The following is a 20,688-nucleotide window of genomic DNA, read 5'->3' as shown; positions in this document are numbered from 1 at the left end:
GGCGGGGGCGCCGGTGTCGAGCGGGGCGGCGGAGGTACGGCGGCGGCCACGCGGCGCGGGCGCCGCGGACCCGTGCGGTGCCGGGTGTGCGGCGCGACGCTCACCGACGCGGGTGAGATGAAGCTGATGCGCTGCGAGGACTGCCCGTCCGACATGGACGAGGCCCTGTACGAACGGCTGCGGGAGTGGCGCTCGGAGCAGGCCAGGCAACTCGGCCAGCCCCCGTACTGCGTCTTCACCGACAAGACGCTGATGGCGATCGCCGAGGCCGTCCCCGGCACGGACGGCGAGCTGGCCCGCATCTCCGGTGTCGGCGTCCGCAAGCTCGACCGCTTCGGCGCCGATGTTCTCGCCATCTGCGCAGGTCAACAGTCTGACGAGGGGGACGAGGAGGACTGATCCAAACTCGTCGGAAAAATAGTTTGCGCCCGCCCCGTCAAGCCCCATAGGTTCTTAACCACGGAAACAGCGGCTTCTCCGAAGCCCTGTCTTCGTGCTGTACTTATCCGAATACGCGCGGGACCGGTTCCGACCGATCCCCCCAGAGACGCCGAGAGGAGGCGATTCCAGTGATCACCATCAACAGCAGCTTCGTCAGCACCACCGCCAAAATGACCGATCGCGCGGTCGTCTCCGCCTGCTCGCTCGGCCTCTCCGGTTCGGCGCTCCTTGGCACCGGTATGCCCGGCTTCGCAGCCGTGCGTCCTGCCACCCTCCTGGCGGCTCTGCCCGTCCGGGAGCGCAGTGAGCGACCGACCAAGGCACTGGAAGCAGGAGTAGCAGCGGGCAAGGCCCAGGCCTATGCCTTTGCGGCGACCGGTGCCGAAACCAAGACGCAGACGCAGCAGCACCACACGATGTGGGCCTTCCGTGGGCTCGAACCCTGGAGTGATCCAGCCTGATCCATGATCAGGCCGGCGCCTTCAGGGCCGCGGAACCCCACCCGGGATCCGCGGCCCTTCTGTTTGCCCTCATGAGGGAGACGGAGCGAAGGGGCCTCGGGACGACGCAGTACCCGGTACCAGCCCACCGGCCAACAGGCCGGACCGACCAGACGAGGAAAACGAAACCGTGCAACTCGAAGCGCACGCCCCGTCCGTACCGCCTTCCGAAACGCTCCCCCCGCCCGGTCTCACGGAGGACCCCACCTTGACCCCCCTCACCGCGCTCACCGCGCTCGACGACGCCATCGAGAACCTCGGCGTACCCGTCCCCTGCCGTTCCTACGACCCGGAAGTCTTCTTCGCCGAGTCGCCGGCCGACGTCGAGTACGCCAAGTCCCTCTGCCGCACCTGCCCGCTCGTGGAGGCCTGCCTCGCGGGCGCCAAGGAGCGGCGCGAGCCGTGGGGCGTCTGGGGCGGTGAGCTCTTCGTCCAGGGCGTGGTCGTCGCCCGCAAGCGGCCCCGTGGCCGCCCGCGCAAGAACCCGGTCACGGCATGAACGTCCGAGCCGGAACCATCGACCGCCCCCTCACGCACGATCCCCAGAAGCAGGCCCCGATGACCTCTTCCGCCAGCGAGCCGTCCGGCTCCGCGACCCCAGCCTTCAGCACCATCGGCGCGACCGCCTCGCGTCAGAACAGGAACCGTGACATGCAACTCATCCAAGAAGCCTTGGCCCGTGCCCATATGCATCAGCGCATGCAGGAAGCCGACGCGGAACGCCAGGCCCTGCGCCTGGTCGCCGCCCGGCGCATGCAGCGCCGTGCCGAGCGCGTGTCCCTGCGCGCCCGCCGCGCGCTGGCCATGGCCGTCATGAACTAGGGTCTTTCGTTTGGATCAGGCGCCACGAGCCCAGCAAGATCCGAACGAGAGGCCCTAGTGCCGACACGGCACTGATCACCATGCGGGGACCGGTCCTGACGGGCCGGTCCCCGCGGTGCGTTGCGCGTGGCCGAGCCACCCGGCGGGGTTATCGTCTCGTAGTGAACGAGCGGACTTCTCCCCCCGCGCAGCCGGGCACGCAGAGCGTGGTGTGCTCCCGCTGCGGCGCGACCGCCGACAGACTTCCGGTGACCTGGACCTGTTCCGTGGAGAACGGCAGCCGCCTCTATTTCTGTGACGACTGCGCCCGGGCCCACCTCAGAGCCATTGAGAGCAGACTCGACTCCTCCTGGTGGTGACCGCCGGCGGCCGCCCCCGACCCACCTGTGCGGGACGGGTCGGTACGGGACGCGCCGGGCCGTGATCAGGCGTGTGCCTCCGCGGCGACCGGGTCCGCGTCGTCCTCCGGCAGGAAGCCGGGCAGCCACGATTCGAGTTCGTCCCGCATCCGCACCGTCGCGTTCAGCTGGCACAGCACCCCGATGGTGCTCAGCGTCACCCGGTGGATCAGCAGGTACGACGGCGGCAGATTGAGCTGCTTGCCCAACTGGTGCGCGGGGGAACGCATATCGGCGAACCTGGCGGCCTGGCCGCGTATCCACTCGCGGCTGAAGGTGAACGCGTCGGCCTCCGCCGGCTCGATGATCGGCAGCAGGTACTCCAGCACCGCGTCCGGGTCGAGATCGATGGTCTCCTTGACGAACCCCTCCTCGCGGAGCAGTTCGTACACCCCCTCCGCGTCGCCCTCCAGGGTCATCCGCAAAGAGGCCCCGATGGTCTCCGGCAGGCCTCCCGGCAGCCGGTCCACGGTGCCGAAGTCCAGCACTCCGAGCCGCCAGCCCCGCACGTCCTCCTGATCGTCCGCCGCCGGCAGCAGCCGGAAGTTCCCCGGGTGCGGATCGGCGTGCAGCAGCCCCGTCCGGGCCGGTCCCGAGAACAGGAACCGCGCGAGCAGCTGCCCGGCCCGGTCACGCTGCTCCGGCGTACCGTCCGCGATGATCTCCGCCAGCGGTATCCCGTCGATCCACTCGGTCACCAGCACCTGATCGGACTGGTGCACCACACCCGGCACCACCACATCCGGATCGTCCAGGAACTCCTCGGCGTGCTCCCGCTGGGATTCCGCCTCCAGACCGTAGTCCAGCTCCTCGGCCACCCGGTCCCGCAGCTCCACGATCAACGGCTTGATGTCCATGCCCGGCACCAGCGGTCCCAACAGCCGCGCGAACCGGCTCAGCTGCGCCAAGTCCGACAACAGCGCCTCACCCGCACCCGGGTACTGCACCTTCACCGCGACCTCACGCCCGTCATGCCACACGGCCCGGTGCACCTGGCCGATCGAAGCCGCCGCCGACGGCTTGTCCTCGAACTCCAGGAACAGCTCCCGCCAATGCTCGCCCAGCCGCTCCTCCAGCACCGAGTGGACCGTACGGGCCGGCATGGGCGGAGCCGCTTCCTGGAGCTTGGTCAGCGCCGCCCGGTAGGGCGCCGCTATCTCCTCGGGAAGCGCCGACTCGAAGACGGACAGGGCCTGCCCGAGCTTCATCGCGCCCCCCTTCAGCTCTCCCAGCACGCGAAAGAGCTGGTCCGCCGTACGCTGTTGCAGCTCGCGGGCCACGAGCTCCGCGGACTTGCCCCCGATCCGCTTGCCCAGCCCCCATGTGGCCCGGCCGGCGAAGCCCAGAGGCAACGTGGCCAACTTGACGGTACGGGTTACCGCCTTCCGGGGAAGATCAGACATGCGCCCCTCCAAATCCCAGACTGCCGTGCCGCGTTTGCCATAGGCGTCGCTCGTCGACCGCGGTTACCCGGCCATTGTGTCCTGCCCGCCCGTGGGCACCGAGGCGCGCACCCTCTCGGGGCGCCGGGCCGCCCCGCAGGGGCACTCCGCATGGGGCGACATCCGCTCCGAGCGCCACTCCAGCAACGGCAGCGAAGCCTCCCACCGCGCGCCCGTACTCGCGGGCAGCTCCCCGTCCAGGAAGGACACCGCGTGTGCTGCCGCGAGCCCGGCCACCGCGGCCGCCAGACCCTGGTCGCACGCGGGGACCCTGTTCTGCCGCCCGGAACGCCACTGCGCCAGCATCCGTGGCCACGCAGGGTCCCGGTCGGACCGCTCCAGCTCCACACACCCCGCGCACGCCGTGCCGCCGGGCAGCACCAGCGGGCCCACGACTCCCGTCGCCTCGATCACCCCCGCGTACAGATGAGGAGTGCCCGTGGCTACCCAGTCGTCCGCGGGCACCGGGTCCGGGGCGTACGCCGCCAGGCCGTCCCGCGGAGCGACCACGACCAGGGACAACCCTGGCTCCGACCCCGCCTCCCTGCCTGCCCTGACCGCCCGTGGCGCCCGCCCACCCGGTGCCGACCGTCCCACCAGCCGCCGGGCCGCCGCCTCGCGCCGCTCACCGACCGCCTCCGACGGCAACCCGCCGGGCATCACGTCCCACGGTTCGACCCGCTCCCCGTCCAGCACCTCCACCCGGCCCACCCCCGAGGCCGACAGCAGCGCGGCGATACCCGCACCCACCCGCCCGGCGCCCCTCACCTGCACCCGCATGCCCCGCCGTGCCGCCAACCGCCGTGCCGCCCCGCCCGGTTCGCGGTGGACGACGGACAGCGACGCCAGGTCGGCGCGCAGCCGGTCGTGTGCGCCGTCCTCCTTCCGCAACGCGTCGACCTCCGGGTCGCCGGCGGTCGCGTCGTCCAGCAGCCCCGCCTCCGCCAGCCGGTCCAGCAGGGCCTCCAGCCGCCCGTCCGGCAGTCCCAGCGCCCGAGCCTCCTCACGCAGCAGCTCCAGCCCCCGCGTCCCGTCGAACAGCGTGAGCAGACTGCCCGTCGTCGTGTCCACCGGGCCGACCACCACCGCATGCGCCGGCGCCGCTCCGAACTGCACGAACTGCAGATTCCGCCAGGCGCGTCGCAGCGCGGGCTTCACCATAGGATGCATATCCGCCCCCGTGATTCTCATCCGACTCGTGATCGCCGGTGATCGCCGGTGATGTCCGGATGGTCTCCGGTGATCCCGTCGGTCTTCGTCGTCCTTCGTCGATCTCCCGGCGACAGAATGCCCGGTGCCGACGGAGGTCGCAGAAAGTTGTCCACAGGGCAGGCGCATTAGTCGTTCAAATGGTGCAGGCTGTGGATGGATCACGCGCCAACGGTTCCGGAGGCGGGACTTCCCCCGCTGACAGCGGGTAACGTCGGGGCGTGCCCGCCGACCCACAGCGCAGTCCGACAAGCGACCCGCCCCGCAGCGCGGGGACGAGTGCGGTCGAGGTCCGCAGGAGCTCCCGGCGCAACAGGACCGTCTCCGCCTACCGCGAGGGCGACCGGACCGTCGTGCTCATCCCCGCCCGGATGTCGGAGGCGGAAGAGCGGCGCTGGGTGAGCGTGATGCTCGACAAGCTCGCCGCCCAGGAGAGCAAACGCATCCTCGGTGACGCAGAGCTCACCGAGCGTGCGGAGCGCCTGTCCACCCAGTATTTCGACGGCAGGGCGCGGCCCACGTCCGTGCGGTGGGTGACCAACCAGAACACCCGGTGGGGCTCCTGCACGCCCGCGGAGGGCAGCATCCGTCTGTCCCACCGCCTGCAGGGCATGCCGGAGTACGTCGTGGACTACGTACTCGTCCACGAGCTGGCCCATCTGCTGGTCCCCGGCCACGGGCCGCGGTTCTGGCGGCTGCTGGAGGCCTACCCCCGCACCGAGCGGGCCCGCGGCTACCTCGAGGGAGTCGTCGCGGCGGGCCGGCTGCCACACCTGCCGACCGCTCGCGGAGAGTGACGTTCGTCGATCCTGTACCGAAACTGTCCCGACTTGGCTCATTGTCGTCGCCAGCCGTTAGCCTGACGCGACGCATTCAAAAATCGGGATGGGGGACGGTCGTTACGCATGGCCAGGGAATTCCAACGGGGCCACAAGGCCAAGATCAGCGATCTCACACCCGGAACCGATCTGTACGTGGGAGTGCAGATCGCCGCTCCAGGTCTGACCTTCGACATCAGCTGCTTCGGTCTGGACGCCAATGAGCAGCTCTCGGACGACCGGTATTTCATCTTCTTCAACCAGCCGAAGTCGCCCGAGGAGTCCATCCAGCTGCTCGGCGCGCAGGCCGGTGACACCGAGTCCTTCCGCGTCACCCTCGACCGCGTCCCGCCGCACATCCACAAGCTGTCCTTCACCGCGACGATCGACGGTGCCGGACAGATGTCCCAAGTGGGGCCCGGGTACATCCGTATCGTCGCGGGCGGCGAGGAGGTCGCCCGGTACGCGTTCGACGGCTCGGAGTTCAGCACCGAGCGCGCGGTGATGCTGGGGGACTTCTACCTGAAGGACGTATGGCGGTTCGCCGCCGTCGGCCAGGGGTTCGACGGCGGCCTGGAGGCGCTGCTGAAGAACTTCGGCGGCGAGGTCGCCGAGGAGGAACCGGCCGCCCCACAGCAGCCGCAGGCCGCGGCGCCGTCCTTCGCCCCGCCGCCCTTCGGCGCGCCCGCCGCACCGGCCACGCCGCAGGCGCCGCAGCCCGCCCCCTCGTTCGGCGCCCCCGCCGCGCCGGCTCCGGCTCCCGTCCCCGCGCCGGCACCCGAACCGGCTCCGCAGCCCCTGCACACCGCGCCGACGCTCGCCGCGCCGATGGCACCGGCCGCGCCGACCCCGCCGGCCCCGTACGGCCAGCCGCCCCAGCAGCCGCAGTACGGCCAGGCCCCGGGCCAGACGCCGCCGCCCGGCGCCCCGTCCCCGTACGGCCAGGTCCCGGGCCAGGCCCCCGGCCAGATGCCGCCGCCCGGCGCCCCGTCCCCGTACGGCCAGGTCCCGGGCCAGACGCCGCCCGGCGGCACCCCGCCGCCCTACGGCCAGCAGGCCCCGGCGCCGTACGGCCAGCAGCAGTACGCCCAGCCGTACGGCCAGCAGCCGCCCATGGGCATGCCCCCCGGCGGGATGCCGCAAGGCATGCCCCAAGGCGTTCCGCAGGGCGCGCCCCAGGCCGGGCCCGGTCTGGCCGCCGCGCTCCAGAAGTACCGCGAGACCCCCACCGGGCAGCGCTGGACGCCGCAGAACCAGCAGCTCATGCGGGTCGACCTCGCCATGGGCGGCACGCCCGTGCTCGCCCGGCAGGGCAGCATGGTCATGTACCAGGGCAAGGTCGAGTTCGGCTACAAGGGCGCCGGTTTCTCCGGCCGCATCGTCGGCAACGCCACGGGCCAGGAGATGCAGCTGATGCGTTGCACCGGCCGAGGCCAGGTGTTCCTCGCCGAGAACGGCGCCCATCTGCACCCCATCGAACTCCAGGGCGACGGCATCTGCGTCTCCGCCGAGAACGTCCTCGCCTTCGACGAGTCGCTGCAGTACGAGGTCCGCCGCATCGAGGGCCACGGCATTCCCGGCGGGGCGCTGTTCACCATGCAGTTCCAAGGCACCGGCACGGTCGTCGTGAAGACCCACGGCGTCCCGGTCGTCCTGCCCGTCACACCGACCACCTTCGCCGACTGCAACGCGGTCGTCGCCTGGTCGTCCGCCTCCCAGGTGATCCTCTCCAGCCAGGTCCGGCTGCGCCGGAACGCCTACCCCGGCCACAGTGGAGAGACCGTCAACCTCCAGTTCCGGGGAGCCCCTGGCAACTTCATCATCGTCCAGCCCTACGAGGTCTAAAGGGAGCCCGAACAATGAACCAGCAACTCGCGGGCTACGCCCCGACCCCCGTCGCGGCCCGGATGGAGAACCACGGCCGCTCCATGCTCAAGGTCGCCATGGCCTCCGGGCAGGACCTGTTCGCCCGCACCGGCTCCGTCGTCGCCTACGAGGGCTTCGTCCAGTACGAGCCCAACCCGCCCGCCGCCCGCCAGATCGCCTCCCAGTGGGTGACCGGCGAGGGCGCGCCCATCATGAAGTGCTCCGGTGACGGGCTGCTCTACCTGGCGGACTACGGCGCCGACGTCGTCGTCATCAACCTCGACAATGACGCCCTGTCCGTCAACGGCACCAATGTGCTGGCCTTCGACGCCCACCTCCAGTGGGGCGCCGAACGGGTCAAGGGCATGGCCAAGTTCGCCGGCCAGGGCCTGTGGAACGTCCAGTTCGCCGGCACCGGATGGGTCGCCCTGACCTCGCGAGGCACCCCGATCGTCGTCGACTGCGGTCGCGGCGAGGACGAGACGTACGTCGACCCCGACGCGCTCGTGGCCTGGTCGCCGTCGCTCAAGGTCAAGGGCAAGCGCAGCTTCAAGGCCTCCTCCCTGATCGGGCGGGGCAGCGGAGAGGCGTACCAGATGGCCTTCTCAGGGCAGGGCATCGTCGTCGTACAGCCGAGCGAGGACAGCACCGACCGTCTGCGGATCCGGGGCTGAAGGGGAGCGAGAACACACCATGCAGAGCCCGCTTTTCAGCCACACCGAACAGCAGAGCCAGGAGCGGTACGTCGTGCAGAACCCGCAGCTCCTGCGGGTCGCCCTCACCGGGCACGACGACGTCCTCGCCCGCAAGGGCGCCATGGTCGCGTACCAGGGACTGATCGACTTCGACGGCGAGTACCAGAACAACAACCAGCGCAACGCCCGCGCCAACACCGGTGAGGGCCTGGACCTGATGCGCTGCTCCGGGCAGGGCACCGTCTACTTCGCCAACCTGGCCCAGTACATCCACGTCGTGGACGTCGACCAGGACGGCATGACCGTCGACAGCGCCTATGTGCTGGCCCTGGACTCCACACTGCACACCGAAGTGATCGCCGTGGACAGCCAGTACGGCATCTCCGGCTCCGGCAAGTACCAGCTGAACATCTCCGGCCGGGGCAAGGTCGCCCTGATGACCTCGGGCCAGCCGCTGATGATGCACGTCACGCCGGACAAGTACGTCAACGCCGACGCCGACGCGATCGTCGCCTGGTCGTCGTCCCTGCGCGTCCAGATGCAGGCGCAGACCCACTCGTCCCAGGTGCGCCGCCGCCGAGGCAGCACCGGAGAGGGCTGGGAACTGAGCTTCCTGGGCCAGGGCTTCGCGCTCGTCCAGCCCAGTGAGGTCATGCCGCCGCAGAACGCCGAGATCGGGCAGGGCCTCGGCGCCCAGTTCGGTGTCGGCCAGCACGGCGCGCACGCCCAGAACCAGAACAACGCCTGGAACTGAGCGACCCCCATGTAAGGGGCGGCCGCCATTGGCGACCGCCCCTTACCCATGAGCGCGCACCCGTTACGCATGCACTACAGCGACGCGCGGGCCGCTTCCACCAGCCGTACGACCGACGTGTCGGCCACGGCCGCCACCTCCTCGTAACCGAACCAGCGCAGGTCCAGCGACTCGTCGCTGATCGCCTCCACCGCGTCCGGCGGGGCGATCGCCACGTACTGCGCATCGAGGTGCCAGTGGCAGGGCGCCGGGATGGCGTGCCGGTCCAGCCGCGCGGGGCCGCCCGGCAGCAACGTCAGACCGGGGATGCCGGACTCCTCCGTGGCCTCCCGGAGCGCCGCCCCGGCCACCGTCCCGTCACCGGGCTCGCAGTGGCCGCCCATCTGCAGCCACATGCCGAGCTTCTTGTGCAGGGTCAGCAGGACCCGGCCGCGCTCCGGGTCGACCACCAGCGCGCTGGCCGTCAGGTGCCCGGCCTCGCACGCCTTCCACATCCCGTCCGGGTGGGCCGCCAGGTGGTCCAGATAGACCTGGCGCAGCTCCGCCTGATCGCCGGACCCTTCGTACGCCTTCAGTACGAGGACGGCGTCGTCGTGCAGACTCACTTGTCGGTGTCGTCCTCACCCTGGTCGCGCTCGTCCCGCCCGGCGGCTTCGCCGAGCATCTTGTCGAGCTCCGAGAAGTCCAGGTGCTCGCGGTGGACGAAGCCGTCGGGGTCGTCCAGGTCGGACGCCGTGGGCAGCATGTCCGGGTGCTCCCACAGGCCGTCGCGGCCGTCGACACCGCGCGCGTCGGTGAGCGACGCCCACAGCCGCGAGGCGTCCCGCAGCCGGCGCGGCCGCAGCTCCAGACCGATCAGCGTGGCGAACGTCTGCTCGGCCGGACCGCCCGAGGCACGACGGCGGCGCAGCGTCTCGCGCAGCGCGCCCGCCGACGTCAGCCGGGTCTTGGCGGCCTCGTGCACCACCGCGTCCACCCAGCCCTCGACCAGCGCCAGCGCCGTCTCCAGGCGGGCGAGCGCGGCCTTCTGCTCCGGCGTGTCCTCCGGCTGGAACATGCCCTGCTGGAGAGCTTCCTGCAGCTGCTCCGGGTTCGACGGGTCGAGCCCGCCGACCGCGTCCTCCAGCTTGCCGGTGTCGACCTTGATCCCGCGCGCGTACCCCTCGACCGCGCCGAACAGGTGCGAGCGCAGCCACGGCACGTGGGCGAAGAGCCGCTGGTGGGCGGCCTCGCGCAGCGCCAGGTACAGCCGCACCTCGTCCTGCGGCACGCCCAGGTCCTTGCCGAACGCCGCCACGTTCAGCGGCAGCAGCGCGGCCTTGCCGGCCGGCCCCAGGGGGAGCCCGATATCGGTCGAACCGACCACCTCACCGGCCAGAACGCCCACGGCCTGCCCGATCTGCTGGCCGAACATGGCGCCGCCCATGGAGCGCATCATGCCGATCAGCGGGCCCGCCATGGCCTGCATCTCCTCGGGCAGAACGTTCCCCATGGCCGCGCCGACCTGCTCGGCGACCGGGTCCACGAGCTGCTGCCAGGCAGGCAGGGTCGCCTCGACCCACTCCGCGCGGCTCCACGCCACGGCGGTGCTCGCCCCCGACGGCAGGGACGTCACCCCGTCCAGCCACAGGTCGGCCAGGCGCACGGCCTCCTCGACCGCCGACCGCTCGCCCGGCCCGACACTGGCGTCCTTGGTGCCGTCGGACGTGCCCTGCGAGACCGTCTGGCGGGCGATCTGCTTGGCCATGTCCCAGTTGACGGGACCGCCCTCATAGCTGAGCATCTGGCCGAGCTGCTGGAAGGCCGCCCCCAGGTCCGTGGGGTTCAGCGAGCCGAACATCGCGGCGAACGGATTGTCCCCGCCGCCCGGCATGCCGCCGAACCCGAAGGGGTTGGCACCAGAACCCTGGCCACCTTCGGCGGGTCCCTTCTTCTTGCCTTCGTCGCCGTCCTCCGGCTCCTCCGGCGGACCGAATCCGAATGGGGTGTCACTCACGGGGTTCCTCGGCTCGTAGGGCCGCCGGCTTCCTGCCGGCGGCGGCTGCCCGACAACACCACCAGCGTAGACATCCGAGCCGGATGTGGGCTCGGTGCTCCACCGGCTCATGGCCTGCGGCAGGATGGACGCCACCTGGTACGTACGCGTCATACACGTACGTACTGAAGACAACCGCTGGAGACGCCCGGTGAGTTCCCCAGATCCGCAGGTTCGCGCAACGCACAGCGCTGAAGTTCGCCAGAGGCGAAACGAATCAACCCAGTCCGCCGGCCGCGGCCCCGTCGTCGCGGTCACCGGCGCCGCGTCCGGCGTCGGAGACCTGCTCACCCGGCGCCTCGCGGCGTCCGATGAGGTCAAGCAGGTCATCGCCATCGACGAGCGCCGAGGCGAGGTTCCCGAGGCCCATTGGCACATCCTCGACGTGCGGGACCCGGCCATCGCCGAGAAACTGCGCGGCGCCGACGTCGTGGTGCACCTCGCCCTCGACCTCGACCTGGAAACCGACGCGGCCGCCCGTACGGCCTACAACGTGCGCGGCACGCAGACCGTGCTGACCGCCGCGGCGGCCGCGGGCGTCCACCGGGTGGTGCTGTGCACCTCCGCCATGGTGTACGGGGCACTGCCCGACAACGACATCCCGCTCTCCGAGGACGCCGAGCTCCGGGCGACCGCCGAGGCCACCGGTGTGGGCGACCTGCTGGAGATCGAACGCCTGGCCCGCCGGGCACCCCGGGCGCACCCCGGCCTGAACGTCACCGTCGTACGGCCCGCCGTCCTGGTGGGCGGCACGGACACGGCGCTGACGCGGTACTTCGAGTCGCCCCGGCTGCTGGTGGTCGCCGGGTCGCGTCCGGCCTGGCAGTTCTGCCACGTCGAGGACTTGGTCAGCGCGCTGGAGTACGCGGCGCTGGAGAAGGCGGAGGGTGAGTTCGCGGTCGGCTGCGACGGCTGGCTGGAGCAGGAGGAGGTCGAGGAGCTCAGCGGTATCCGCCGCATGGAGCTGCCCTCGGCGGTGGCACTCGGGGCGGCGGCCCGGCTCCACCGGATCGGGCTCACCCCGTCGCCGGCCGGCGACCTGGCGTACACCATGCACCCCTGGGTCGTCAGCGTCGGGCGACTGCACGACGCGGGCTGGCGGCCGCAGTGGACCAACGAGGAGGTCCTCGCCGCGCTCCTGGAGGAGGTCGAGGGCCGCCACACGGTCGCCGGCCGGCGCCTCGGCCGCAAGGATGCCACGGCTGCGGGCGCCGCGGGCGCGACGGTGGCCCTGCTGGGCACCGCCGCGCTGGTACGCCGGGCCCGCAAGCGCCGCGGCCTGTAGCGGGCGGAGGTGCGGTCCCCGGGCCGGCGGGCGGGAAGCGGGCAGTGGCCGGCAGGGCAGGGGAGGCGGGAAGCGAGGAGCGGGAAGCGGGAAGCGCCGGAAGGGAGGCTCCGGCCTGGGCTCCGGCGCGAGGCTCTGTAGGAGGCTCCAACGCGCGCGTGGCCGGGCAGGTCGAAAACGCTATTCCGCGATGTCAGTCCCGTGCGGCACGATGGGCAGCATGGCACCCACGTACGACCACCCCGGCGAGCGCGCGGCGGCGGACCCGATCCGGCTGCTGGCGATCCGCGACGCCCCGCTCTCCCTCGACGAGGTCTTCCGGGCCGTCGGCGACGACGCGGCCGGTGGAACCGCCCTCTTCGTGGGCACCGTGCGCAATCACGACGGTGGCGCCGACGTCGACGCCCTCGGGTATTCCAGCCACCCCACCGCCGAGGCCGAGCTGCGCCGCGTCGCCGAGAAGGTCGTCGCGGACCATCCGGTGCGTGCCCTCGCGGCCGTACACCGGGTCGGCGACCTGACGGTCGGGGACCTGGCCGTCGTCGTCGCGGTGTCGTGCCCGCACCGGGCGGAGGCCTTCGCGGCGTGCCGCAAGCTGATCGACGACCTCAAGCACGAGGTGCCCATCTGGAAGCACCAGCGCTTTTCCGACGGTACGGAGGAGTGGGTCGGCGCCTGCTGACCGTATCCGGACGGTGGGCAAGCGTCCGATTTGCGTAACCCGACCCCTGGCGTGAGCGTTGAACTGGCGGATGGTTAATCTGCTGATCAGTCAGTGCTTTGTGCGCATGGGGACGGGAGGTCGTGATGGCAGTTCTCGCCTGGTTGCTGATTCCGCTGTTCGCTGCCATCGGTGCTGCGATATGGGGAAGCTGGGCCTCACGGGACCGGACCACCGGTGATGTCGCCGAGCTGGCCGGCTACGCGCGCTTCCGCGAGGTGATGGAGAAGTCCCACTCGGGCAGTGGCACGGCCTGACGGCTCTCCCCGGACGGACCGGCCCCGGGGGTGCACAGACACGCGCGTCCCGTACTGTCGTTCCATGCCACGCCGCACTGCGACGATGCTCGCCTCCACCCTCGTCCTCATCGCGCTGCTCTGCGCAGGCGTGTTCTTTCCGGTGCCCTACTCGGAGATGAGCCCGGGACCGACGGTCAATACGCTCGGCGAGGCCGACGGCGAGCCGGTGCTGCAGATCTCCGGCCACAAGACCTACCCCACGACCGGGCATCTCAATATGACGACGGTCAGGGTCACCGGTGCGGACTACAGGATGAACCTGGTCGAAGCGGTGTACGGGTGGCTCGCCCACGACAGCGTCGTGGTGCCGCACGAGACGCTCTATCCGAACGGCAAGACCGAGGAGGAGTCGACCCAGGAGAACGCCGAGGAGTTCAGCCAGTCCCAGGAGAGCGCCAAGGTCGCCGCCCTCGGACAGCTGGGCCTCCCCGTCGCGTCCCGGGTGGTCGTCTCCTCCGTCCAGAAGAACAGCCCCGCCGAGGGCACGCTGCACGCGGGTGATGTGATCAAGGCGGTGGACGGTACGCCGGTCAAGGCGCCGCAGGACGTGGCGAAGCTCGTCACCAAGCACAAGCCGAAGGAGGACGTGGTCTTCACCATCGTCCCGGCGAAGGACGCGGCGGCGGCGGAGAAGGCGGGCCGTGAGCCCACCACGACCGAGCGGGTCACCCTCACCACCAAGACGTCCGACGAGGGCGACCGGGCGATCGTCGGCATCCAGGCCGGGACCGATCACACGTTCCCGTTCACCGTCGACATCAAGCTCGCCGACGTGGGCGGCCCGAGCGCGGGCCTGATGTTCTCGCTCGGAATCGTCGACAAGCTGACTCCGGGCGACCTCACGGGCGGCAAGTTCGTCGCGGGCACCGGAACCATCGACGAGGCGGGCAAGGTCGGGCCGATCGGCGGTATCGAGATGAAGCTCGTCGGCGCGCGGACCGCGGGCGCCAGGTACTTCCTGACGCCCGCCGACAACTGCGCGGCGGCGGCGTCCGACACCCCCGACGGACTGACCCTGATCAAGGTGAACACGATCAAGGACGCGGTGGCGTCCCTGGAGAAGGTCCGCAAGGGCGTCACCACCGGCCTCCCGAGCTGCTCGGCGGGCTGACCCGCCGCCGCCCCCCGGGGCACCGGGACGGTCCCCGGGCGCCGGAGAGCGGTCACCCCGCCGCCGGCGCCCCCTCCCGGGGCCCGGACGTCAGGATTCGAACGTGGCTGCCAGGGCGTCGGCGAGGCCGGGGACGAGGTCGGCGCCGGTGAGGACCTCGGTGGGGGAGTCCTTCTCCCGCAGCCGCAGGGCCGACTCGCGGGCACCGTCGCGGAGGACCGCCACCGTCATACGGACCTCCTGGCGGTCCGGGTGGGCGGCGACCCACTTGGCGAGGCCCGCCTCGTCGAGGCCGTCCGGGACGGAGGCCTCGGCGGACGGCGGGAGCATCAGCCGCTCCACCGTCATCGCGCAGCCCGCCACGGCGTCGGGCCAGGCGATGGTGCCGAGGAACTCGTCGAGCGGCCGGCCGGCGGGGATCTCGTCCTGCTCGATCGGGGTGAGCGGAGCGGCGGCCTCCTCGGAGTCGAGGCCGAGCTGGGCGGCCAGGCCCGGCTCCTGGGAGCGCAGCTGCGCGGTGTCGACGAGGGCGAAGAGCCGGGCCGGCTGGTCCCAGCCGAGGCCGGACGCGTACTCGTCGATCTCGAGCACCGCGCGGGTCAGCGGGCTGGCGGCCATCGGGGGGCCTGAGGGAGAAACGTTGGACATGGTCAATATCCTGCCTCCTTTCGACCCGGAGGCGGGAACTAGGTAAAGCTTCAGTAAGTTGCATGAGTGGGCTCTACGATCGCTGGGCCTGCTTCACCACATGACCGCGAACTCGAGGGGCGCACGTTGGCTTTCCAGATGCCGGACCGCGGCGGAGGCCCGACCGGGCCACGGATCAGAGTCGGCCGGCCGTCCCGGCGGGCCCGTACCCTGCTCATGACATTGGGGGTACTGGCCGTGCTGGCCATGCTCTTTGTCATGTTCGCCGGGTTCTGGACGGACTGGCTGTGGTACAGGTCCGTCAATTACTCGTCCGTCTTCACCACCACCCTGTGGACGAAGATCGGCCTCTTCGCCGTCTTCGGCCTGCTGATGGCCGTGGCGGTCGGACTGAACATCTGGCTCGCGCACCGGTTGCGCCCGCCGCTGAGCGCGATGTCGCTGGAGCAGCAGAGCCTGGACCGGTACCGGATGGGAGTGGCCCCGTACAAGAAGTGGGTGCTCCTGGCGATCACGGCCCTGGTCGGGCTGATCGCGGGTGCCTCCGCCTCCGGCCAGTGGCGCACCTGGCTGATGTGGGTCAACGGGGTGTCCTTCGGCCAGAAGGACCCGCAGTTCGGCCTGGACGTGTCGTTCTTCGCGTTCGACCTGCCCTGGTACCGGTTCCTGCTGGGCTTCGGTTTCGCCGCGACCGTGCTGTCGCTGATCGCCGCCGCCCTGACGCACTACCTGTACGGCGGGCTGCGGATCACCAGCCCCGGCGCCCGCGCGACCGCCGCGGCGACCGGACACCTCTCCGTCCTGCTGGGCGTCTTCGTCTCGCTGAAGGCCGTCGCGTACTGGCTCGACCGGTACGGCCTGGCCGTGAAGTCCAGCGACTTCAAGGCGACCGGCAACTGGACCGGCCTCAGGTACGTCGACGCCAACGCCTACCTCCCGGCGAAGACGATCCTGTTCTGCATCGCCGCCATCTGCGCCGTGCTGTTCTTCGCCACGCTCTGGCGCCGCACCTGGCAGCTCCCCGTGATCGGCTTCGGGCTCATGGTCCTGTCGGCGATCCTGATCGGCGGGCTCTACCCGGCGATCGTGCAGAAGTTCCAGGTCCAGCCGAACGAGCAGGCCAAGGAAGCGCCGTACATCGAGAAGAACATCGAGGCCACGCGCAAGGCGTACGACATCGACCAGACGAAACCGGAGAACTACTCCGGCAAGTCCACGGTCAAGGCGAAGGACAAGCTGCGGGCGGACGCCGACACGGCCGCCAGCTACCGGCTGGTCGACCCGAACATCGTGTCGCCGACCTTCCAGCAGCTGGAGCAGCGGCGGAAGTACTACCAGTTCCCGACCACGCTCGACGTCGACCGGTACGAGGGCAAGGACACGGTCATCGGTCTGCGTGAGCTCAACATCCGGGGCATCCCGAAGCGGAACTGGATCAACGACCACTTCACGTACACCCACGGCTATGGCGCGATCATGGCCACGGGCACGGCGACGGACGCCAACGGCTCCCCGATCTTCACCGAGTCGGGGCTGCCGACCACCGGCCAGACCCCGAAGTACGAGCAGCGGATCTACTACGGCGAGAAGACCGAGCAGTACTCGATCGTGGGCGGCCCGCAGAAGGAGCTCGACTACGAGGAGAACGGCGAGAAGACCACCAGCTACAAGGGCAAGAGCGGGGTCAACCTCTCCAACGCCTTCAACCGGGCCGCCTACGCCGTGGCCTTCAGCGAGCCGCAGATCCTCTACTCGGGAGCCATCGGCGACGGGTCGCGGATCCTGTACAACCGCACGCCCAAGCAGCGCGTGGAGGCGGTCGCCCCCTGGCTGACCATCGACGGCGACGCGTACCCGGCGGTGATCGACGGCCGCATCCAGTGGATCGTCGACGCCTACACGACGACGAACGGCTACCCGTACGCGTCGCGCACGACGCTGGGGGACACCACCACGGACTCCCTCACCGCCGGCAACCAGACGCGCGCGGTCGTCGCCCAGCAGAACCAGGTCAACTACATCCGCAACTCGGTGAAGGCCACCGTCGACGCGTACGACGGCACGGTGAAGCTGTACCAATGGGACACCAAGGACCCGGTCCTCAAGACCTGGATGAAGGCGTTCCCCGGCACGGTCGAGCCGAAGAGCGCCATCAAGGCCGACCTCCGGGAGCACCTGCGCTACCCGCAGGACATGTTCAAGGTCCAGCGCGAGCTGCTGACCCGCTACCACGTCCAGGACCCTGCCCAGTTCTACAGCGGCAGTGACGCCTGGCAGGTGCCGGACGACCCGACGAACAAGGACGGCAACGCTGTTCCGCCGTACTACCTGAGCATGAAGATGCCCGGGGACACGAAGCAGGAGTTCTCGCTGACGACGACGTTCACGCCGAACGGCCGGCCCAACCTGGGCGGCTTCATGGCGGTCGCCGCCGACGCCAACAGCAAGGACTACGGCCGGATAAGGCTGCTGAGGGTCACGCAGGACGTGCCGGGCCCCGCGCAGGTGCAGAACAAGCTCAACAGCCTGCCCTCCGTGGCCCAGTTCGTCCGTGACCTCAAGGGCGCCGACTCCGACATCCAGTACGGCAACCTGCTGACGGTTCCTCTGGACGGCGGCTTCCTGTACGTCGAGCCGATCTACGCCCAGGGCCGCAATGCCCTCTACCCGCTGATGCGGAAGGTGGCCGTGTCGTACGTCGACGCGGACCAGCCGGAAGGCGACACCACCAAGGACACCACGGTGTTCGAGGACAACCTCGCCAAGGCGCTGAACGCGGTCTTCGGGGTGGACGGCGAGACGCCCACCACACCGCCGCCGAGTGACCCGACCAAGCCGCCGGTCACCGGCGAGGCCGCGCTCGCGCAGGCGATCGCGGACGCGCAGAAGGCGTTCGCGGACAGCGAGGCGGCGCTGAAGAAGGGTGACTGGACGGCGTACGGCAAGGCGCAGGACGAGCTGGCCGCGGCGTTGCAGCGGGTGGCCGAGGCGGACGCCCAGCGCAAGGCCGACGCCGGCAAGAACGCCGACAAGCCCGCGGCCGGGGCGGCCAAGCCCAAGCCCGGTGCCGGTACGGCGGGCGCCGACAAGCCCGCGTCGGGCGGCTGAGCCGGGGAGGCTCTCCTGCCCGTCCTTCGGGGCGGGCGGGAGGGCCTTCTGGTCGTGATACGGTAGTGACACAACGACGCGGGGTGGAGCAGCTCGGTAGCTCGCTGGGCTCATAACCCAGAGGTCGCAGGTTCAAATCCTGTCCCCGCTACTGAAAGCAAGGGCCCGGATCCTTCCAGGATCCGGGCCCTTGTCATGTTTCGGGGACAGCAGGGCTCCTGCGGCTCATGTGAAGAACGGCCCTGACGGGGGCAGTTGAGGTGAAACGTGTTTGACTTGTCTCCCTGTGGGCATGTCGACAAAACGCTGAAGTGACCTCACTGGCTGCGGTATACCAGGTGTACGCGGGTAGCAGGTGGTGCGACGATGGGAATTATGGGGGACAGGGCAACTCTGTTGGAGACAGGGCGGTTTGTGCAGCGGTACGCCGAAAGCGCCGCAGATGTGATGAGCGACGCTGCCATGGAGACCACCGCCATGGACAGCGCCGAGACCGGTGACGGCGTCGAGATCGAGGAGCGTCACCGCCGCGCCGCCGAGAACGGTGACACCGCCGCCATGAGCGTCCTCGGGGCACTGCTGCTGCGACGCGGCGACCTCGACGGCGCCGAGCCCTACCTGCGTGCCGCCACCGCCGACGGTGACCGCGCCGCCGCCAACAACCTGGGTGTCCTGCTCCACCAGCGCGGGTACGCCGACGAGGCCGCCGGCTGGTGGCGCATCGCCGCCGTGGCCGGCTCCGCCGCCGCCGCTCACGCCCTGGGCCGCCACTACCGCGAGCGCGGCGACGAGCCCGCGGCCGAGTACTGGCTGCGCCAGTCCGCCGAGCAGGGCCACGCCCTCGGCGCGTACGCCCTTGCCGACCTCCTGGAGCACCGCAGCGACGTGGGCGCCGAGAGGTGGCTGCGCGCCGCCGCCGAGCAGGGCCACCGCGAGGCCGCCTACCGCCTCGCCCGCGCCCTGGAGCGCAAGGCCCAGGCCCGGGCCGCCGACGACACCGGGGCCACCGCGGGCACCGAGACCGCCGAGCAGTGGTACCGGCAGGCCGCCGCCCGCGGCCACCGCCGCGCCGCCCTGCACCTCGGGGCGATCCTCGAACGGCGCGGCGAGCTCAAGGAGGCCGGCCGCTGGTACCTGACCTCCGCCAAGGACGGCGAATCCCGCGCGGCCTGCGCACTCGGGTTCCTGCTCCGTGACGCGGGCGACGAGGAGAGCGCCGCGGTCTGGTGGCTGCGTGCCGCCCAGGACGGCGACGGCAACGCCGCCAACGCGCTGGGTGCCCTGCACGCCGCCCGCGGCGAGCACCAGACGGCCGAGCGCTGGTACCGCGCGGCCACCGACGCGGGCGACGTGAACGGCGCGTACAACCTCGGGCTGCTGTTCGCCGCCCAGAACCGCGTCGCCCAGGCCGAGCAGTGGTACCGCCGCGCCGCCTACGCGGGTCACCGTGAGGCCGCCAACGCGCTCGCCATCCTGCTCCTCCAGAGCGGCGACCCGAACGGCGCCGAGCCGTGGTTCTCCAAGGCCGCCGAGGCCGGCAGCGTCGACGCCGCGTTCAACCTGGGCATCCTCCACGCGGGGCGGGACGACGACGAGACGGCGCTGCGCTGGTACGAGCGTGCCGCCGCGGCCGGCCACACCGAGGCCGCGCTCCAGGTCGGCATCGCCCGCCTCCGCGACGGCGACGAGCAGGAGGCCGAGCGCCACCTGCGGTGCGCGGCGGGCGGCGGCAGCGCCGAGGCCGCGTTCCGGCTCGCCACCGTGCTCGACGCCCGCGAGGCGCCCACCGGGCCGCCCGCGCTCGGCGAGCCGCAGACGCCGAAGAGCGAGTGCGAGGAGTGGTACGAGAGGGCCGCCGAGCAGGGCCACCGCCGCGCCCAGGTGCGGGTGGGCATGCTGGCCGCCGCCCGTGGGGACACCGCGGAGGCGGCACGCTGGTACCGCGAGGCCGCCGACGCGGGCAGCCGCAACGGCGCCTTCAACCTGGGCCTGCTGCTCGCCCGTGACGGGAACGAGCGCGAGGCGTCGCTCTGGTGGACCCGTGCCGCCCGCGCGGGCCACGGCCGGGCCGCGCTGCGCCTGGCCCTGCTCGCCGCCCGCCGGGGCGAGCTGACCGAGGGCCGACGCTGGTGCGCCCGCGCCGTCGAGCTGGGCCCCGCCGAGGTCGCCGAGCGCGCCGCGCGGCTCAGCGAGGCGCTGCACCAGGAGCTCACCGCCTAGCGCGGACGGAGGCGGCCCGGCCGGCAGCACGGGCGGGCCCCTCACCGACGGCACGCTGCACCAGGGGCACGGGCGGCAGCGCTGGCCGACGCGGGCCACAGTGCGGCAGCGCAGGCCCATGCGGGGGCCGCGGCATCGGCCCGCGCGGGGGCCGCAGCCCAAGCCCTCCTTATGGATTTGCGCTGGTCCACGCGGTCCCGTAAGGTTGTGTTCACCGACGCGGGGTGGAGCAGCTCGGTAGCTCGCTGGGCTCATAACCCAGAGGTCGCAGGTTCAAATCCTGTCCCCGCTACTGAAACCGAAGGCCCGGATCCCT

At 71.1% G+C, this 20,688-nt stretch carries 20 protein-coding genes and 2 tRNA genes; 17 read left to right on the top strand and 5 right to left on the bottom strand.

All coding sequences use genetic code 11. The features are described 5' to 3' along the window. The 5 genes from ABT360_RS32510 to ABT360_RS32490 all read left to right on the top strand — a co-directional run. On the top strand, nucleotides 1–399 hold a 399-nt coding region (locus tag ABT360_RS32510; protein ID WP_351824643.1), incomplete at its 5' end, for an HRDC domain-containing protein. A 170-nt stretch (nucleotides 400–569) separates the two neighbouring features. Beyond that, nucleotides 570–902 (top strand): hypothetical protein, encoded by a 333-nt coding sequence (locus ABT360_RS32505; protein WP_351824640.1) that lies wholly within the window; start codon nucleotides 570–572, stop codon nucleotides 900–902. Between the two features lie 169 nt (nucleotides 903–1,071). Beyond that, a complete protein-coding gene (locus ABT360_RS32500) occupies nucleotides 1,072–1,440 on the top strand; it encodes a WhiB family transcriptional regulator (protein WP_351824637.1) in 369 nt (122 codons plus the stop codon). Next, nucleotides 1,437–1,763, top strand: a complete 327-nt coding sequence (locus ABT360_RS32495) for a hypothetical protein (protein WP_351824635.1) — start codon at nucleotides 1,437–1,439, stop codon at nucleotides 1,761–1,763. Before ABT360_RS32500 ends, ABT360_RS32495 begins: the two co-directional genes overlap by 4 nt. Before the next feature lie 161 nt (nucleotides 1,764–1,924). Further along, nucleotides 1,925–2,122, top strand: a complete 198-nt coding sequence (locus ABT360_RS32490) for a hypothetical protein (RefSeq protein WP_351824632.1) — start codon at nucleotides 1,925–1,927, stop codon at nucleotides 2,120–2,122. 65 nt (nucleotides 2,123–2,187) lie between these two features. Here the strand turns inward: ABT360_RS32490 and ABT360_RS32485 are convergent, their stop codons facing one another. Further along, entirely contained in the window at nucleotides 2,188–3,564 is a 1,377-nt protein-coding gene (locus tag ABT360_RS32485; protein WP_351824629.1) for an ABC1 kinase family protein, read from the bottom strand. Nucleotides 3,565–3,627: 63 nt separating this feature from the next. Beyond that, nucleotides 3,628–4,773 carry a TOMM precursor leader peptide-binding protein gene (locus ABT360_RS32480; protein ID WP_351824626.1) on the bottom strand — a complete coding sequence of 382 codons (1,146 nt, stop codon included), beginning with the start codon at nucleotides 4,771–4,773 and terminating at the stop codon, nucleotides 3,628–3,630. A gap of 260 nt (nucleotides 4,774–5,033) precedes the next feature. Here ABT360_RS32480 and ABT360_RS32475 point away from each other — a divergent pair, with 260 nt between their 5' ends. The 4 genes from ABT360_RS32475 to ABT360_RS32460 all read left to right on the top strand — a co-directional run bounded on the left by ABT360_RS32475 (nucleotide 5,034) and on the right by ABT360_RS32460 (nucleotide 8,945). Beyond that, nucleotides 5,034–5,609: a M48 metallopeptidase family protein gene (locus ABT360_RS32475; protein WP_351824624.1), complete on the top strand. Its 576-nt coding sequence runs from the start codon at nucleotides 5,034–5,036 to the stop codon at nucleotides 5,607–5,609. Between the two features lie 108 nt (nucleotides 5,610–5,717). Next, nucleotides 5,718–7,475 (top strand): TerD family protein, encoded by a 1,758-nt coding sequence (locus tag ABT360_RS32470; protein ID WP_351824621.1) that lies wholly within the window; start codon nucleotides 5,718–5,720, stop codon nucleotides 7,473–7,475. A 14-nt stretch (nucleotides 7,476–7,489) separates the two neighbouring features. Continuing rightward, the gene (locus ABT360_RS32465) at nucleotides 7,490–8,170 is read left to right on the top strand and encodes an AIM24 family protein (protein ID WP_351824618.1); all 681 of its coding nucleotides are present in this window, start codon (nucleotides 7,490–7,492) and stop codon (nucleotides 8,168–8,170) included. A 19-nt stretch (nucleotides 8,171–8,189) separates the two neighbouring features. Further along, nucleotides 8,190–8,945, top strand: a complete 756-nt coding sequence (locus tag ABT360_RS32460) for an AIM24 family protein (RefSeq protein ID WP_351824616.1) — start codon at nucleotides 8,190–8,192, stop codon at nucleotides 8,943–8,945. A gap of 74 nt (nucleotides 8,946–9,019) precedes the next feature. Here ABT360_RS32460 and ABT360_RS32455 read toward each other — a convergent pair whose 3' ends face one another. Both ABT360_RS32455 and ABT360_RS32450 read right to left on the bottom strand, forming a co-directional pair. Then, on the bottom strand, nucleotides 9,020–9,550 hold the full coding sequence (locus tag ABT360_RS32455) for an NUDIX hydrolase (protein ID WP_351824613.1): 531 nt from the start codon (nucleotides 9,548–9,550) through the stop codon (nucleotides 9,020–9,022). Then, complete coding sequence (locus ABT360_RS32450) at nucleotides 9,547–10,941, bottom strand: zinc-dependent metalloprotease (RefSeq protein WP_351824610.1); 1,395 nt, start codon at nucleotides 10,939–10,941, stop codon at nucleotides 9,547–9,549. Before ABT360_RS32450 ends, ABT360_RS32455 begins: the two co-directional genes overlap by 4 nt. 190 nt (nucleotides 10,942–11,131) lie before the next feature. Here ABT360_RS32450 and ABT360_RS32445 point away from each other — a divergent pair, with 190 nt between their 5' ends. The 4 genes from ABT360_RS32445 (at nucleotide 11,132) to ABT360_RS32430 (ending at nucleotide 14,396) form a co-directional block, all read left to right on the top strand. After that, a complete protein-coding gene (locus ABT360_RS32445) occupies nucleotides 11,132–12,265 on the top strand; it encodes an SDR family oxidoreductase (protein ID WP_444852364.1) in 1,134 nt (377 codons plus the stop codon). A gap of 220 nt (nucleotides 12,266–12,485) precedes the next feature. Continuing rightward, nucleotides 12,486–12,947, top strand: a complete 462-nt coding sequence (locus tag ABT360_RS32440; protein WP_351824608.1) for a molybdenum cofactor biosynthesis protein MoaE — start codon at nucleotides 12,486–12,488, stop codon at nucleotides 12,945–12,947. A gap of 125 nt (nucleotides 12,948–13,072) precedes the next feature. Next, on the top strand, nucleotides 13,073–13,243 hold the full coding sequence (locus tag ABT360_RS32435; RefSeq protein ID WP_179166405.1) for a hypothetical protein: 171 nt from the start codon (nucleotides 13,073–13,075) through the stop codon (nucleotides 13,241–13,243). 64 nt (nucleotides 13,244–13,307) lie between these two features. Further along, on the top strand, nucleotides 13,308–14,396 hold the full coding sequence (locus ABT360_RS32430) for a YlbL family protein (protein ID WP_351824605.1): 1,089 nt from the start codon (nucleotides 13,308–13,310) through the stop codon (nucleotides 14,394–14,396). A gap of 90 nt (nucleotides 14,397–14,486) precedes the next feature. Here ABT360_RS32430 and ABT360_RS32425 read toward each other — a convergent pair whose 3' ends face one another. Beyond that, the gene (locus ABT360_RS32425; RefSeq protein ID WP_351824602.1) at nucleotides 14,487–15,044 is read right to left on the bottom strand and encodes a PPA1309 family protein; all 558 of its coding nucleotides are present in this window, start codon (nucleotides 15,042–15,044) and stop codon (nucleotides 14,487–14,489) included. A gap of 138 nt (nucleotides 15,045–15,182) precedes the next feature. Between ABT360_RS32425 and ABT360_RS32420 the strand changes: the two genes are divergently transcribed. The 4 genes from ABT360_RS32420 to ABT360_RS32405 all read left to right on the top strand — a co-directional run bounded on the left by ABT360_RS32420 (nucleotide 15,183) and on the right by ABT360_RS32405 (nucleotide 20,664). Continuing rightward, the gene (locus ABT360_RS32420) at nucleotides 15,183–18,152 is read left to right on the top strand and encodes a UPF0182 family membrane protein (RefSeq protein WP_351824645.1); all 2,970 of its coding nucleotides are present in this window, start codon (nucleotides 15,183–15,185) and stop codon (nucleotides 18,150–18,152) included. A gap of 77 nt (nucleotides 18,153–18,229) precedes the next feature. Next, nucleotides 18,230–18,303 (top strand) — tRNA-Met (locus tag ABT360_RS32415). Nucleotides 18,304–18,518: 215 nt separating this feature from the next. Beyond that, nucleotides 18,519–20,372: a tetratricopeptide repeat protein gene (locus ABT360_RS32410; RefSeq protein ID WP_351824599.1), complete on the top strand. Its 1,854-nt coding sequence runs from the start codon at nucleotides 18,519–18,521 to the stop codon at nucleotides 20,370–20,372. A 218-nt stretch (nucleotides 20,373–20,590) separates the two neighbouring features. Next, nucleotides 20,591–20,664, top strand: a tRNA-Met gene (locus ABT360_RS32405). Nucleotides 20,665–20,688: the final 24 nt, after the last annotated feature.

The sequence above is a fragment of the Streptomyces sp. NPDC000229 genome (genome assembly GCF_040300825.1).
GTDB lineage: Bacteria > Actinomycetota > Actinomycetes > Streptomycetales > Streptomycetaceae > Streptomyces.
The sequence above is the reverse complement of the archived record's forward strand: the minus strand, read 5'-3'. Positions and strand labels throughout refer to the sequence as shown.

Coding starts and splice junctions, on each gene's coding strand:
- ABT360_RS32410 (WP_351824599.1), top strand. CDS start 18,519: ATGGGAATTATGGGGGACAGGGCAACTCTGTTGGAGACAGGGCGGTTT.
- ABT360_RS32465 (WP_351824618.1), top strand. CDS start 7,490: ATGAACCAGCAACTCGCGGGCTACGCCCCGACCCCCGTCGCGGCCCGG.
- ABT360_RS32470 (WP_351824621.1), top strand. CDS start 5,718: ATGGCCAGGGAATTCCAACGGGGCCACAAGGCCAAGATCAGCGATCTC.
- ABT360_RS32460 (WP_351824616.1), top strand. CDS start 8,190: ATGCAGAGCCCGCTTTTCAGCCACACCGAACAGCAGAGCCAGGAGCGG.
- ABT360_RS32440 (WP_351824608.1), top strand. CDS start 12,486: ATGGCACCCACGTACGACCACCCCGGCGAGCGCGCGGCGGCGGACCCG.
- ABT360_RS32480 (WP_351824626.1), bottom strand. CDS start 4,773: ATGCATCCTATGGTGAAGCCCGCGCTGCGACGCGCCTGGCGGAATCTG.
- ABT360_RS32485 (WP_351824629.1), bottom strand. CDS start 3,564: ATGTCTGATCTTCCCCGGAAGGCGGTAACCCGTACCGTCAAGTTGGCC.
- ABT360_RS32435 (WP_179166405.1), top strand. CDS start 13,073: ATGGCAGTTCTCGCCTGGTTGCTGATTCCGCTGTTCGCTGCCATCGGT.
- ABT360_RS32495 (WP_351824635.1), top strand. CDS start 1,437: ATGAACGTCCGAGCCGGAACCATCGACCGCCCCCTCACGCACGATCCC.
- ABT360_RS32420 (WP_351824645.1), top strand. CDS start 15,183: ATGCCGGACCGCGGCGGAGGCCCGACCGGGCCACGGATCAGAGTCGGC.
- ABT360_RS32425 (WP_351824602.1), bottom strand. CDS start 15,044: ATGTCCAACGTTTCTCCCTCAGGCCCCCCGATGGCCGCCAGCCCGCTG.
- ABT360_RS32430 (WP_351824605.1), top strand. CDS start 13,308: ATGCCACGCCGCACTGCGACGATGCTCGCCTCCACCCTCGTCCTCATC.